Genomic DNA, 14,056 nt, shown 5'->3' with positions numbered 1-14,056 from the left:
CGCTGGGAAAGTTACTTCGGGGCTACTTGGGGAGTTCCACGCCTGTGGCCTTGGCGACGTCGGCCAGGACGAGCGTGGCGGCCTGGACGCCGATGCCGGACATCCACGTCTCGTCGGCCACGTTGAAGACCTTGTTGCCCTTGACCGCGGCCAGGTCCTGCCAGACCGGGTTGTTGGTGACGGCCTTCTGCTGGGTCTTCTCCGGGACGTCGGCCAGGGCGACGAACACCAGGTCGGCCTCGGCCTTGTCGATCTGCTCCGGGCTGACGTCGAGCATGGTGACCTTCGGGTCCTCGGAGGACTGTGAGGCCGGGCGGGTCAGGCCTATGTCGGCGAGTACGACGCCGCTGTAGGAGGCCTTCTGGTACAGGCGGGTGGGTCCGGCGACGAAGCGGACGACTGAGGCGGACGGCAGCGTGCCGCCGTTCTTGGCCTTGATGGCCTCGCCGAGCTTCTTGGCCTTGTCCTCGTACGTCTTGAGGGCGGTGGCGGCCTCGTTCTCCAGGCCGAGGGCCTTGGCGTGGACGGCGAGGTTGTCCTTCCACGGCAGGCCGGTGGTGGTGGTGAAGACGGTCGGGGCGATGGCCTGGAGCTTGGCGTAGACCTTTTCGTGGCGGACTTTGGAGGACAGGATCAGGTCCGGCTTGAGGGACATGATCAGTTCGAGGTTCGGTTCGGCGGACGGGCCGACGTCCTTGACGTCGCCGATCTTGTCCTTGAGGTACGCCGGGAAGCCGCCGTCGGTCTTCATGTGCGGGGAGACCGCGCCGACCGGCTTGATGCCGAGCAGGGTGACGTCGTCCAGTTCGCCGGTGTCGAGGACGATGACGCGCTTCGGCTTGGACGGGATCTTGGTGCTGCCCATGGCGTGGTCGATGGTGCGGGGGAAGCCGGTGTTGTCCGCGGCTGCCGTGGGCTTGGTGTCCGCGGCTGCCTTGGTGTTGTCGCTGTTGTCGCTGTTTCCGCAGCCCGCGAGGGCGGCGGCGCTGAGGACGACGGCGAGGACTGCGGCGGCGGGGCGGGCTGTCCGGCGGAGCGTGTGTACGGGGGACATGAGGGTTGGTTGGTCCTTGCTGTGGGCGCGGGTGCGGCGGGGCGGGGTGGGACAGTGCGGGGGTGGGAGGTCAGGCGGGTACGGCGGAGCTGCGGGCCCTGGCTCTGGGGACGACCAGGGGTGTCCCGGTCTCCGGGTCGGGGACGACCCGGCAGTCCACGTCGAACACGGACTTGACCAGTGCGGCGTCCAGGACGTCGGCCGGCGGTCCGGCGGCGGCCAGCCGGCCGTCTTTGAGGACCACCAGGTGGTCTGCGTAGCGGGCGGCCTGTCCGAGGTCGTGCAGCACCATCACGACGGTGCGGCCCGCCTCGGCGTGCAGGTCGGCGACGAGGTCGAGGACGTCGAGCTGGTGCCGCAGGTCGAGGAAGGTCGTCGGTTCGTCGAGCAGCAGCAGTTCGGTGTCCTGGGCCAGCGTGAGGGCGATCCAGGCGCGCTGCCGCTGGCCGCCGGAGAGCTGGTCGACCGGCTGGTCGCGCAGTTCTGTGGTGCCGGTGCGCTCCAGCGCTTCCTCCACGGCGGACTGGTCGGCGGCCGACCAGGGGTTGAGCATCCGCTGGTGCGGATAGCGGCCGAGCCGGACCAGCGCCTCGACGGTGATCGCGTCGGGCGTGACGGGCTGCTGCGGCAGCAGGCCCATGCGGCGGGCCAGTGCGCGGGCCGGCATCCGGTGGATGTCCGAGCCGTCCAGGGTCACCGTGCCGCCCGCGGGGGCGAGCAGCCGGGTGAGGCCGCGCAGGAGCGTGGACTTGCCGCAGGCGTTGGGGCCGACGATCGCGGTGACGGCGTTGCCGGGGATGACCAGGTCGAGGCCGTCGATGACGAGCCGGTCGCCGTAGCGCAGGTCGAGGGCGTGGGTGGCCAGCTGGTTCGGGTTCGTGCCGGTGCCCGCCGGTGCGGTCGGCTTGGCGTTCACGGTCGATTTCGCACTCACGTTCGGGTCCGGCTCCGTGGCGGGGGCGGTGGGGGTCGGTCGGGTCGTAGTCATCCGGTACTCCGGTGGGCCGGCCTGCTTTGACGGATCATCAGTGCCAGGAGCCAGGGCGCGCCGAGGGTCGCGGTGACGACTCCGACGGGGAGCCCGCGCACCGGGAGCAGGTGCTGCACCACCAGGTCGGAGGCGAGCAGGAGTACGGCGCCGGCCAGGCCGGTGAGCGCGAGGGTGCCGGGGGTCGGCGGTCCGGCGATGAACCGCACCATGTGGGGTACGGCCAGGGCCACGAAGGCGACCGGGCCGGTGAGCGCGGCGGCCAGTGAGGCCAGCACGACGGCGGTGACGAGGATCTGGAGGCGGGCGGCGGACGGGTTCAGGCCGAGTGCGCCGGCCGCGTCGTCGCCCAGGTCCAGGACGGACAGCCTCCGGTACTGCGCGAAGGCCGCGGCCAGGGCGAGGACCGTCAGGCCGCCCGCGGCGTTGACCTCGGTCCAGGTCCGGCCGTACAGCGATCCGGTGGTCCACTGCAGGGCGGAGGTGGCCAGTTCGGCGGGGAACCGGACGACCATGAGGTTGACGGCCGCGGCGAGGCCGGCCTGCACGGCGAGGCCGACCAGGACCAGGCGGGTGACGGCGAGTCCGGAGTTCCAGGCGAAGACGCCGAGCAGCAGGGCGGCGAGCATGCCGCCGCCGAGCGCGGCGACCGGGATGAGCGCCTGGGAGGCGCCGGTGGCGAGCAGGACCACCGCGCCGAGGGAGGCGCCGCCGGTCACGCCCATCACGTCGGGTGAGGCCAGGGGGTTGCGGAACAGTCGTTGCAGCAGTGCGCCGCCGACGGCCAGTCCGGCTCCGGCGATGAGCGCCGAGGCCATCCGGGGCGCCCGGAAGTCCTGGACGACCAGGACGTCGCCGGAGTCCCCGAAGCCGAACAGCGCGCGCAGCGCGACGGTCGCGGACAGGGTGACCTGGCCGGTGGTGACCGCGGTGGTGACCAGTGCGCACAGGATGACGACGGCGCACACGCTGATGAGCAGGGTGCGGCGGGAGCGGCCCGGCCGCTTGGCCGGCCCGGTCTGTTCCGCGGGTGGGCGGGGGCGGGCACCGGGCCGGACGGCGGTGGTCATCGGGCCACCTTCCGGGCCAGTACGGCCAGCAGGGGTGCGCCGAGGAAGGCGGTGACGATGCCGACCTCCAGTTCGGACGGGCGGACGACGAGTCGTCCGAGGATGTCTGCGGACAGCAGCAGCAGGGGGCCGGCGATGAGGCTGGCGGGAATCAGGAGGCGGTGGTCGCCGCCGACCACCAGGCGGGCCAGGTGGGGGGCGGCGAGTCCGATGAAGGCGACCGGCCCGGCGACGGCGACGGCCGAGCCGGCCAGCAGAACGACTGAAAGGCCGCCCGCGATACGGATCTTCGTGACCGGCACGCCGAGGGACCGGGCGCTCTCGTCGCCCAGCGCGAGGGCGTTGAGCGCCGGGGCGATCGCGAAGGCCAGGACCAGGCCGGCGACCAGCATCGGCAGGACCGGGTAAAGCATGTCGAAGGTGCGTTCGGAGAGCGAGCCGGCCAGCCAGAACCGGGCTTCGTCCAGGGTGCGCCTGCTGGCCAGCATCACGGCCGAGGTCCAGGAGACCAGGACGGCGGTCAGTACGGTCCCGCCGAGCGCGAGGCGCACGGGGTCGAGGTCGCCGGAACGTTTGGCGAGCGTCTGGGCGAAGACCGCGGCGGCGGCGGCGCCCGCGAAGGCGAACCACAGGTACTCGGCGGGCCGGGTGAGGTGGAGTGCGTAGATCGCGGTGACGACGGCGAATCCGGCTCCGGCGTTGATGCCGAGGGTGGTGGGTGAGGCCAGGGGGTTGCGGGTGACGCCCTGGGCGACGGCCCCGGCGACGCCGAGCGCCGCGCCGACGGCGAGGCCGACGACGGTGCGGGGCAGCCGCAGTCCGGTGACCACCAGGGCGTCGCGTCCACCGCCGTTGTGCAGCAGGGCGTCGGCCACGGTGGACAGCGGTACCGAACGCGACCCGAGGGCCAGGCTCAGTACGGCACAAAGGGCCAGCGCGGCGACTCCCACCAGGAGGAGGGGGATTCGCCGTACGAGGGAATGGGGTGCGCCCGGAGGGGCCGCCCGCGCTGTCTTGGACACGAGAGCGCAGCTTAGGTTAGGCACACCTAACCCTGTCAACCCGCAACACTCTTCCGTGTGTTCGCGCGCCACGCGGGACCACGGGTGCGCCTGATCCAATTTCAGCTAAGGTAAGCCTTGCCTTGCCCTTCCGTGTCCCACTGGTGCTGAGGAACGTCGATGACCATGTACCCGCCGGCTCCGGCAGTCGGCCCCGTCACGGCCTACCGGCACCTGACCCTGGTGTGCGAATCACTGGACGTGGAGATCGCCTCCCCCGGGCCGCACTCCGCCGAAGTCCGGACCGCCGGAACGGACGGAACTGACGACACGGAAGGGACGGACGACACGGAAGGGACGGACGACACGGAAGGGACGGACGACACGGAAGGGACGGACGGCCGGACCGACACGACCGCCACAACCGCCACAACCGGCAGGACCAAAGGCCGGACCGACGGAGCCGACGGCGCGGAAGGCTGGGTCGACGGCGCGGAACTGGCCTCCCGCCCGGAGGTGTTCGACGCGTTCGTCGCAGGCGAGTCCGCCCGCATCGAAGCCGGGCACCGGCACACCGCCCGCCCGGACGTCGCCGCCTCCCGCGCCCTGCACCACTACCTGTGGTCCGTCTCACTGCTGATGAGCGGCCCCTGGTACCTGGACCGCCGGGTCCCGCGGGTCCGCCCGCAGGACGTCCGGATCCATCTGACGACAGGGAAGTTCGAGATCGTCCCGGGACCGTTCACCTGCCTCCCCGACGACCCGGCCGCGCGACTGCCCGGCGTCCGCGTCGTCCGCGACGAGGAGGCGCTGCGCGCCGCACTGCGGGCCGCCGTCGCCGACCACCTGGAACCACTGCTCGCAGCGGCCGGACCCCGGATGCGGCGCGGTCCGCGCGCCCTGTGGGGCATGGCCGGCGACGACCTGGTCTCCGGGATCTGGTACCTCGGCCGGATGCTCGGCCGGGAGCCGGACGCGGTACGGGCCGCCACCGCACTGCTGCCCACCGGCGTGACGCCGTTCCCCGGCGGCGCGGACTTCCGCGAACTCACCGGCCCGTGCGGGCAGTCGTACCCGACGCGCACCCGGCTCGGCTGCTGCCTGTACTACGCGATCAAACCCGCCGAGGCTTGCTCCACCTGCCCGCGCACCGGCGACGCGGAGCGACTGCGCAGACTGGAACCGGCGCTCGCCGTCTCCTGACGACAAAGGGGCGCCCCGTGCGGGACGCCCCTGACAACTGTGCCCGCGACCGGTACTACCCGGCGTCCTTCTTGGGGTCCGCACCGTCGCCCTTGGGGTCCGCACCGTCGCGGTACTTCCCGGCGGCCCGCCCCGCACCCCACGCGGTCACACGCCACAGCGCCTCGGCGACGATCGTGTTGCTCATCTTGCTGTTGCCCTTCTCACGCTCGATGAACGTGATGGGCACTTCAACGACCCGGTAACCGCGGCGGACCGCGCGCCAGGCGAGGTCGACCTGGAAGCAGTAGCCCTGGGAGGCGACTTCGTCCATCCCGATGCCCTGGAGCGTCGCGGTGCGGAACGCACGGTAGCCGCCGGTGACGTCGCGGATGTCGAGGCCGAGCATGAGCCGCGAGTAGGTGCTGCCACCACGCGAGATGATCTTGCGGTGCAGCGGCCAGTTGACGACGCCGCCGCCCGGCACCCAACGCGAGCCCTGGACCAGGTCGGCGTCCCGCAGCGCGGTGAGCAGCCTGGGCAACTGCTCGGGCTGGTGCGAGCCGTCGGCGTCCATCTCGACCAGGACTTCATAGCCTTCGGCGATGGCCCAGGCGAAACCGGCCAGGTAGGCGGCGCCCAGGCCCTCCTTGCCCCTGCGGTGCAGGACGTTGACGTTCCCGTCGTCCTTGGCCAGGGTGTCGGCGAGGTCGCCGGTACCGTCAGGACTGTTGTCGTCGGCGATCAGGACGTGCGCCTCGGGGACGGCGTCGCGCAGCCGGGCCACGATGCCGGTGATGTTCTCGGCCTCGTTGTACGTGGGGATGATGACAAGGATCCGGCCGAGGTCGGCGAAGGTTGTCGTCGGCTCGGGGTCGGTCACGTCTTCTCCTTGTGCGCGGGCGCTTTTGTGCGGGTCGTCGGGGGCGTGTCCGGTGGTGCCGTTCACGGTTCGATCTTCCCTGGTGTGGTCGTGTGGGGCGCGGTGGGACGGGCCGCCCGTCCGGGTGTGGCGTTGCGTCGGCGCGCGCTGAGCCGATTTGTACGGGAAGTCCGTGCCAGAGCGTAGAGCAGTGCGGCCAGGCCGATCGCCCCCAGGGTCCATTCCGGGGCCGCGCCCAGGCGGGTGGCGACGGTCTGACTGTCGCGCAGGGGAATGCTGGTGACGATCGTCTCGGCGGTGAACTCCGCGGTCCGGCGGCTGACCTTCCCGTCGGGGGTGACGACGCCGCTGATGCCACTGGTCGCGGCGATCAGGACGGCGCGGCCGTGTTCGACGGCACGGAGTCTGCTCATCGCGAGCTGCTGCTCGGGCTGGCCGCTGCGCCCGTAGGTGGCGTTGTTGGTCTGGACGACCAGGACGCGTCCGCCGTGGGTGACCGCGTCACGGACGATCTGGTCGTACGCGATCTCGAAGCAGATGACGTCGCCGATGCGGGCGGGGCCCAGGTCCATGACGCCGACGGTCTTCCCGGCGTAGAAGTCGCGGGGCACCATCTCCAGGCGGCTGATCACCTTGGTGAGCACGGAGCGGAAGGGGATGTACTCGCCGAACGGCACGGGGTGGCGTTTGGTGTACTGCTCGCCCGGCCCGGTGACGGGGTCCCAGACGATGCCTTCGTTCTGGATGTGCGTGTCGTCGGGGCCTTCGACCAGGACGCCGGTCAGGACCGGAACGCCGATGTCCTTGACCGCGTCGTCGATGGCGCGGTACGCGTCGGGTTCGGCGAACGGGTTGAGGTCGGAGGAGTTCTCCGGCCAGATGACCAGGTCGGGTTTGGGCTTGCCGGGGTTGTCCCGAAGGTCTTTGGCGAGTTTGTGCGTCGCGTTGACGTGGTTGTCCAGGACTGCGCGGCGCTGGCCGAGGAAGTCCAGCCCTGAGCGCGGGACGTTGCCCTGCACGAGGGCGACGGTGACCGCGGCGGGCCCGGCGGTGGTCTGTCCGCCGGTGGGGACGGGGACGGCGTACGCGGCGGCCGGGAGGGCGCAGGCTGCGACGAGGGCGGCGCCGGAAGTTATCAGGGCGCGGCGGTCGCGGGTGCGGTACAGGCGCAGCGCGGCCCAGGCCAGGAACCCGGAGGTGAGCGCGACGGCGAAGGTGACCGCGGGGGCTCCCGCGATGGCCGCGAGCGGCGTGAAGGGGCTTTCAGTGTGCGCGAAGGCCAGGCGGCCCCACGGGAATCCGCCGAACGGCTGCCGGTCGCGGGCGAGTTCCTGCAGGACCCACAGGCAGGCCGTCCACAGGGGCCACAGGCGCAGCCTGGTGGTGACGGCCAGCGCCATGGCCAGGACGGCGATGAACAGGGCCTGGATCACCGACAGTGCGATCCACGCGTCGGTGCCGACGACACGGAGCCACTTCAGGAGCCAGAGCATGAAGGGCAGACCGGCCAGCAGACCGTAGCCGAAACCGGCTTTGGCGCTGCGCCCGTGGACGGTGAGGGTGAGCGCGGCGACGGCGGGGATGCTCAGCGGCCACAGGTCGTACGGGGGGAAGGACAGTCCCAGCAGGAGACCGGCGGCGATGGCGGTGAGGGCGCGGGCCGGGTGCCGGAGTTCGTGGCGCAGCGCGGCGTTCACGCGCAGCAGGCGGCCGGGCCCGGGCCGAGCCTCCGGTTCGGGCCCGGGGGGTGGCGTCACCGGTTCTGCGGGCGATTCCGCAGTCCCGTCCGCGGCCCTGCCTCCGGGCACGTCCGCGGGTTCGTCCACCGGGGCGTCCCCGGGCGCGGCCGTGTCCACAGGCGCGCCCGCGGGTGCGGGGGTCGCGGTCGCGCCGTCGTGCTGCAGCACAGGTGGGCCCCTTTTTTTGTCCGTGTCACTCGTGCGGCCCCGGCGGCGGCGCGGCGCGGTGTCGCGGGGGCCGCACGGCGGGGCTTGTAGGGAGTGACGGTACAACGTCGGGCGCTTGGTGTTCACGGCAGCCGCAGTGGTTCAGGCAGTCCCGGGCGCGGTGTCGTGGGAAACCGCGCGTACGGGTGCGCGTACGGGAGGGCGCGCCGGGGCGCGGGGACGCACGGAGAGGCCTGGACGCCCTTCGGGCCGACACCCGGCCGGCCGGCTGCGGGCCTGGGTGGTCGTTGTCTGTTGGGCGTCCGGGCCCCGTCCGGTGTCTCACCTTCCGGCGGGTGGGTCCTTCCGGCCTGCGGGGCAGCTGCACGGGTTGCTGCTTCGCGGGCCCTGGCCGTGTTGCGGCCACACGGGACGTGGGGTGCCGCCGGGTCCGGGCCTGGCTGCCGGTGGCGGGTGTCGCCACTTGGGGCCCGGGGCGGGTACGTGCTCGGGGAAGGCCTTCTCGTCGACTTCGTCCTGCGGTGGACGGCTCGAACGTACTGGGGGGTGACGGTTGGTTGTCAACATCGCCTTGACCTGCGGTGTTCTGGTATCAACGCAGGTCAGGTCGGGTGTTTCGGGGGTGTTGCGCTACGGCGTGCGGAGTGGCGGTTCGGCGTCCGGTCGGTCTAACGGTGACCCGTTCGGACGCCTTTGGGGTGGCATGGGTTTGAAACGGTCCGGCAACCTCCGGCGCGCGTACGGAAACCGCCGGAGGACGCGGCTTTTCCGGCGACGCACGGACGCCGACGGGGACCGGAGGAAGACGTCCGTGCTTGGAGCCGGCGACAAGCAGCGAAGCCGCACCACGGACGAGGCGACCGCGCGAAGCGAGGGAGCGCGTCCGGAGGACGCGGCTTTTCCGGCGACGCACGGACGCCGACGGGCCACGGAGCGAAGCGACGGGGACCGGAGGAAGACGTCCGTGCTTGGAGCCGGCGTAAGTCAAGCCAGGCAGGTCGTGGTGTGCGGGGTGTGGTTGGTGGCCGGGCTGCGGCGGGTCTCCGCGGCGGCGACGGCAAGCCGGCGGACAGCTTCGGTGAGTGTCGGATTGTCCAGCGTGTAGGGGATGCGCAGGTGGTGTTCGAAGGTGCCGTGGTTGCCGAAGTGGGTGCCGGGGGCGATGCGGACGCTGTGGCGGATGGCGGTCTGGGCGAGGGCGGGTGCGGACAGGGGGCCGAGGTGGGCCCACAGGGACAGGCCGCCGGGCGGGACGGTGAAGGTCCAGTCGGGCAGGTGGGTGCGCAGTTCGGCGGCCAGGTGGTCGCGGGCGGTGCGCAGGACCGGGAGCCGCTCCGCCATGATTCCGGCCTCGTGGTCGGCCATGAGGTGGTGGGTGATGAGCTGGTCGAGTACGGGGGCGCCGACGTCGAGGGCGGCGCGGGTGGCGGCGACGCGGCGGGCGAGGTCGGCGGTGGTGCGGATCCAGCCGATGCGCAGGCCGCCCCAGAAGGTCTTGGAGGTGGAGCCCAGGGTGATGACGGTGCCGTCGTGGTCCCAGGTGGCCGTGGAGACGGGGTTGTTGCCGTCGAGGTCGAGGTCGGCGCAGGTCTCGTCGACGATGAGGGTGGTTCCGGTGGAGCGGGCCAGGGAGGTGAGGGTGCGCCGGGTGTCGGCGTCGGCGAGGTGGCCGGTGGGGTTGTGGAAGTCGGGGATGAGGTAGGCCAGGCGGGGTGCCGCGGTGCGCAGGGTGTCGCGCCAGGCGTCGACGTCCCAGCCGGTGTCGGTCATGGGGACGGGGACGGGCCGGGCGCCGGTCTGGCGGATGGCGTCCAGGCCGTTGGCGTAGGTGGGTGATTCGACGGCGACGCGGTCGCCGGCGCGCAGGAGGGTGCGCATGACCAGGGTGAAGGCGGTGAGGGCGCCGGTGGTGACGATGATCTGGTCGGGGGTGGTGGGCAGGCCGCGGCGGGTGTAGCGGTCGGCGAGGGTTTCGCGCAGGACGGGGATGCCCAGGGGGAAGTAGCCGTGTCCTGCGGTGTAGGTGGGCAGGGAGTCCGACGCGTCGGCCAGGGCGCGGTGCAGGGGGCGTCCGGGCCCGGGGAGGGCGGCGGGGCCGAGGTCGATGACGCCGGTTGAGCTGGTGGGCGACAGGCCGCGGGTGGGGATGTCGGCGCTGGTGCCGGGGAGAGTGGTCCACGAGCCGGACCCGCGGCGGGAGTGCAGGTAGCCGTCGGCGCGCAGCAGGTCGTAGGCGGCGGCGACGGTGGTGCGGGAGACTCCGAGTCCGTCGGCGAGCTGGCGTTCGGCGGGGATGCGGGCTGTCAGCGGGAGTCGGCCGTCGAGGATGAGGGCGCGGACGCGGTCGGCGAGGGCCTGGTACGCCGGGGTGGAGCGCTGTCCCGGCGTGGTCCGCGTCGCCGGGGCGGGGGGTCCGCTCTGGTCGCCGCCGGGCCAGGGTTGCAGGAGCTGGGACAGGCGGTGGCTGCTGACCGACAGGTGGGGTGCGCTGCTGCTCATCGGGCGACTCGTCTCGAGGTGTCAGGCGGTCCGGGCCGAGTCCACTTGTGGACGATTGGCTCTGGATCGCCGGTCCGGTTGCCGGGATTCTCGCATCAGTGGCTTTTTTTACGGAAGCCTGTGGCGAATGTTGGGGGTTCAGTGGACCGGTCGGGCTGGTTGTTGACACGCCGTTTGGTGCAGTTGTACGTGGGTTTGTCGCTGTACGGGTTCAGCATGGCGGTGATGCTGCGGGCCGGTCTGGGACTTGACCCGTGGGATGTGTTCCATCAGGGGCTGACGGAGCGTACGCCGTTGTCCTTCGGGACGGTCACGATCATCGTGGGTGCGGTGGTGCTGCTGTTGTGGATACCGATGCGGCAGCGGCCGGGACTCGGCACGGTCAGCAACGTGTTCGTGATCGGCCTGGCGGTGGACGCGGGCCTGTGGGCCCTGCCCGACCTGGACGCCCTGTGGCTGCGCGGACTGTTCCTGGTGTCGGGGGTGGTGCTGAATGCGATCGCCGGTGGTCTGTACATCGGGGCGCGCTTCGGTCCTGGTCCGCGCGACGGCCTGATGACGGGCCTGGTGGCGCGCACGGGCCGGTCGGTGCGGCTGGTGCGCACGTCGATCGAGATCACCGCGCTCCTGGTCGGCATGCTGATGGGCGGTTCGGTCGGTCTGGGCACGGTTGTGTACGCGTTGGCGATCGGCCCGCTGGTGCAGGTCTTCCTGCCGCTGTTCACCGTCCCGGAGGCCGGGCCCAAGACCGGGACCGAAGCCGGGAACCGTCCTGCGGCCGCAGCCGGGCCGGAGCCCGCTCCCCCGGTGCCCGACGCCGCACCCGCAGCCGTCTGAGCCGCGGTGCGCCGCGGCACGTTCCGGCCGTTTTCCGTACAAGGCCTGCGGGCGTCACCCGCAGACCGGGTGACGCCCCCTCAGCATTTTTCCGCTGTACGGGAGGACTTACGCGAAAGCGCCCTCCACCTCGTGCACGACCGTGCCCCGTACCGCCGTGCGCAGGCACACCGGAAGCGGCACGCCCGGGGTCAGGTCGGGCAGGCCGGGGGTTCCGGAACTCGGGTCGGTGGACCAGCCTGACACCCGGTTGTCGGGGGCCTGGACGACGAGGTCGCCGGTGCGCCACACCGCGTAGGACGCCTGTGCCCCCGGCATCAGGACCCCTTCGTTGTCGCGGCCCACGGCGCGGTGTCCGCCGCGGGTGTGCGCGGCGAACGCGGCGCGGACGCTGATGCGCTCGCCGGGGGTGCGGTGGAAGGCGGCGGCCCGTACGGTGCCCCACGGGTCCATGGGGGTGACGGGTGCGTCCGAGCCGAAGGCCAGCGGCACTCCGGCGCGGTTGAGCGACCCGAACGGGTTGAGGCCCGCGGCGCGTCCGGCGCCGAGCCGCTCGGCGTACATGCCCTCCGCGCCGCCCCAGTGGGCGTCGAACGCCGGCTGCACGGAGGCGACCGCGCCCAGGTCGGCCAGCCGGGCGATGACGCCCTGGTCGGGCAGCATCAGGTGTTCGACGCGGTGGCGCAGCGCGCGGACGGCGGTGATGCCGGTCAGTTGCGCGGCGTCGCCCAGGCCCCCGGTCACGGCGGCGATCGCGGCGTCGCCGATGGCGTGGAAGCCCGCCTGGATCCCGGCCTCGGTGCAGGCGGTCACGTGCCGGGCGATGTGCTCACGGGTGAGGTAGGCGTTGCCGGTCTCGCCGGGCCGGTCGGTGTACGCCTGGCTGCAGCAGGCGGTGTGCGAGCCCAGCGAGCCGTCGGCGAACAGGTCGCCGCCCAGGCCGTGGGCGCCCATGTCGACGGCGAGTTCCTTGGCCTCCTGGGCTCGGGTGACCGCCTGCCCCCAGTAGCCGACGACCTCGGGTCCGGCTTCGGCGGCGGCCAGGGCGAGCAGGCCGCGGAAGTCGGCCTCCCCGGCGATTTCGGGGCCGCCGCACTCGTGGAGCGCGGCGATGCCCAGTTCGGCGGCCCGGCGCCGGGTGGCGCGCTGCGCTTCGGCGCGCTGGGCGGCGGTCAGGGCGGCGAAGGCAGCGGCGCGCAGTATGTGGTGCCCGGAGCCGGTGACCGGCGCGTCGGGGCTGTACCCGGACACCGCCGGGTAGGCGGGGACGGCGGCCAGGAGCGCCGGGGACACCACCGCGGAGTGCACGTCGACGCGGGACAGGTAGACCTTCGCGCCGCCGGTGGCCGCGGCCAGCTCCGCGGGGGTGGGCGGGCGCTTCTCGGGCCAGCGGGTGTCGTCCCAGCCCTGGCCCAGCACGACCGCGCCGGGGCCGCGCAGGCCCAGGCGGCGGGAGTGCTCCTCCAGGCGGCGCAGCAGGTCGGCGAGCGACACGGCGGCGGACAGGTCCAGGCCGGTCAGGGCGAGTCCGGTGGCGGTGGCGTGCACGTGCGCGTCGACGAACGCCGGGGTGACCAGGGCACCTTGCAGGTCGACGACCCGGTCGACGGCGTCGGTGTGGGCGTCGGCCGCGCCTTCGGCGCCGATCCAGGCGACGGTGTCGTCCTCGACGACCATGGCGGTCGCGAACGGGTCGGCGGGGCTGTGGATCGCGCCGTTGCGCAGGAGCGTGGTGGTCATGGGATCCATTGTGGCGCGGGCGTACCGGGCGGCCCGCACCGCCCGCAGGAAGCACTCTTGACACCATTTACCCAGATTGTCATTTATTGTGCATTTAATTACAGAAAGTAACGCACAGTCGACCGAACAGGACGGACCGCATGAAGATCGTCGTCAAGGACGCCATCGACCGGCCGGCCGCGGAGATCTTCCGCACCATCGTGACGCCCGACGGCCTCAACCAGTTCTTCACCACCACAGCCTCCGGCCCCCTCGTCCAGGACACCACGGTCACCTGGACGTTCGGGCACGCCGGGGACGCCGTCGTGGAGGTCAGGGTGCTATGGATCGAGACCGACAAGCTGATCTCCTGGCAGTGGCCGGCCACCGGACCCGCTACCGCCACCGTCACCATCGGACTGACCACCGCGGAACCCGGCCGCACGCTGCTGACCATCACCGAATCAGACTTCCCCGTCACCGCCGAGGGCATGGCCCAGGCCGTGGGACAGACCCAGGGCTGGACCTATTTCGTGACCACACTGCGGTCCTGGCTGGAGCACAGCATGGCGCGGGCGGGACTGAACCCGGACATCTCGGCCACGGCTCTTTAGCCGGGCTCCTCTTTTGAGCCGGGCTCCTCTTTTGAGCCGGGCTCCAAGCGCGGGCGTCGTCCTCTCGTCCCCTTCGCTTCGCTCAGGGGCCGTTCGGCGCCCGCGCGTCGCCCGGTCGGGCCGCGCCCTCCGGGCGCGCTCGGGACGCTTCGCGCCCGTCGCCTGCGGGGTGGTGCGGGTCGGGACGCTTCGCGCCCGTCGCCTCACGGTGGTGCGGGTCGGGACGCTTCGCGCCCGTCGCCTCACGGTGGTGCGGGTCGGGACGCTTCGCGCCCGTCGCCTCACGGTGGTGCGGGTCGGGA

Annotated in this window: 12 protein-coding genes; 3 read left to right on the top strand and 9 right to left on the bottom strand. The window is 72.3% G+C overall.

Annotated features, from left to right (window positions below; translation table 11 throughout):
• Positions 1–22: 22 nt before the first annotated feature.
• The 4 genes from AC0Z36_RS18795 to AC0Z36_RS18780 form a co-directional block, all read right to left on the bottom strand.
• A complete protein-coding gene (locus AC0Z36_RS18795; RefSeq protein ID WP_485464094.1) occupies positions 23–1,054 on the bottom strand; it encodes an ABC transporter substrate-binding protein in 1,032 nt (343 codons plus the stop codon).
• A gap of 70 nt (positions 1,055–1,124) precedes the next feature.
• On the bottom strand, positions 1,125–2,042 hold the full coding sequence (locus tag AC0Z36_RS18790) for an ABC transporter ATP-binding protein (RefSeq protein ID WP_485464093.1): 918 nt from the start codon (positions 2,040–2,042) through the stop codon (positions 1,125–1,127).
• Complete coding sequence (locus AC0Z36_RS18785) at positions 2,039–3,112, bottom strand: FecCD family ABC transporter permease (RefSeq protein WP_485464092.1); 1,074 nt, start codon at positions 3,110–3,112, stop codon at positions 2,039–2,041. Before AC0Z36_RS18785 ends, AC0Z36_RS18790 begins: the two co-directional genes overlap by 4 nt.
• On the bottom strand, positions 3,109–4,134 hold the full coding sequence (locus AC0Z36_RS18780) for a FecCD family ABC transporter permease (RefSeq protein ID WP_485464091.1): 1,026 nt from the start codon (positions 4,132–4,134) through the stop codon (positions 3,109–3,111). The genes AC0Z36_RS18785 and AC0Z36_RS18780 overlap by 4 nt, the downstream gene beginning before the upstream one ends.
• 159 nt (positions 4,135–4,293) lie before the next feature.
• Here AC0Z36_RS18780 and AC0Z36_RS18775 point away from each other — a divergent pair, with 159 nt between their 5' ends.
• Positions 4,294–5,316, top strand: coding sequence for a (2Fe-2S)-binding protein (locus AC0Z36_RS18775; RefSeq protein WP_485464090.1), 1,023 nt, complete (start codon positions 4,294–4,296; stop codon positions 5,314–5,316).
• 55 nt (positions 5,317–5,371) lie between these two features.
• Here the strand turns inward: AC0Z36_RS18775 and AC0Z36_RS18770 are convergent, their stop codons facing one another.
• The 3 genes from AC0Z36_RS18770 to yczR all read right to left on the bottom strand — a co-directional run bounded on the left by AC0Z36_RS18770 (position 5,372) and on the right by yczR (position 10,584).
• Positions 5,372–6,178: a polyprenol monophosphomannose synthase gene (locus AC0Z36_RS18770; RefSeq protein WP_485464143.1), complete on the bottom strand. Its 807-nt coding sequence runs from the start codon at positions 6,176–6,178 to the stop codon at positions 5,372–5,374.
• Between the two features lie 62 nt (positions 6,179–6,240).
• On the bottom strand, positions 6,241–8,085 hold the full coding sequence (gene lnt / locus AC0Z36_RS18765) for an apolipoprotein N-acyltransferase (protein WP_485464089.1): 1,845 nt from the start codon (positions 8,083–8,085) through the stop codon (positions 6,241–6,243).
• A 984-nt stretch (positions 8,086–9,069) separates the two neighbouring features.
• The gene (gene yczR, locus AC0Z36_RS18760) at positions 9,070–10,584 is read right to left on the bottom strand and encodes a MocR-like transcription factor YczR (protein ID WP_485464088.1); all 1,515 of its coding nucleotides are present in this window, start codon (positions 10,582–10,584) and stop codon (positions 9,070–9,072) included.
• 177 nt (positions 10,585–10,761) lie between these two features.
• On the opposite strand from yczR, the gene yczE reads away from it, so the two are divergent.
• Positions 10,762–11,421 (top strand): membrane protein YczE, encoded by a 660-nt coding sequence (yczE, locus tag AC0Z36_RS18755; protein WP_485464087.1) that lies wholly within the window; start codon positions 10,762–10,764, stop codon positions 11,419–11,421.
• A 108-nt stretch (positions 11,422–11,529) separates the two neighbouring features.
• Here the strand turns inward: yczE and AC0Z36_RS18750 are convergent, their stop codons facing one another.
• A complete protein-coding gene (locus AC0Z36_RS18750) occupies positions 11,530–13,161 on the bottom strand; it encodes an amidohydrolase (protein ID WP_485464086.1) in 1,632 nt (543 codons plus the stop codon).
• Positions 13,162–13,301: 140 nt separating this feature from the next.
• Here AC0Z36_RS18750 and AC0Z36_RS18745 point away from each other — a divergent pair, with 140 nt between their 5' ends.
• On the top strand, positions 13,302–13,754 hold the full coding sequence (locus AC0Z36_RS18745; protein ID WP_485464085.1) for an SRPBCC domain-containing protein: 453 nt from the start codon (positions 13,302–13,304) through the stop codon (positions 13,752–13,754).
• A gap of 82 nt (positions 13,755–13,836) precedes the next feature.
• Here the strand turns inward: AC0Z36_RS18745 and AC0Z36_RS18740 are convergent.
• Positions 13,837–14,056, bottom strand: a 220-nt coding sequence (locus tag AC0Z36_RS18740) for a hypothetical protein (protein WP_485464084.1), incomplete at its 5' end; no start/stop codon positions are given.

The sequence above is a fragment of the Kitasatospora sp. UYEF31 genome (assembly GCF_057291755.1).
Note: the sequence above shows the minus strand (reverse complement) of the source record. Positions and strands in the feature narration are given on the sequence as shown.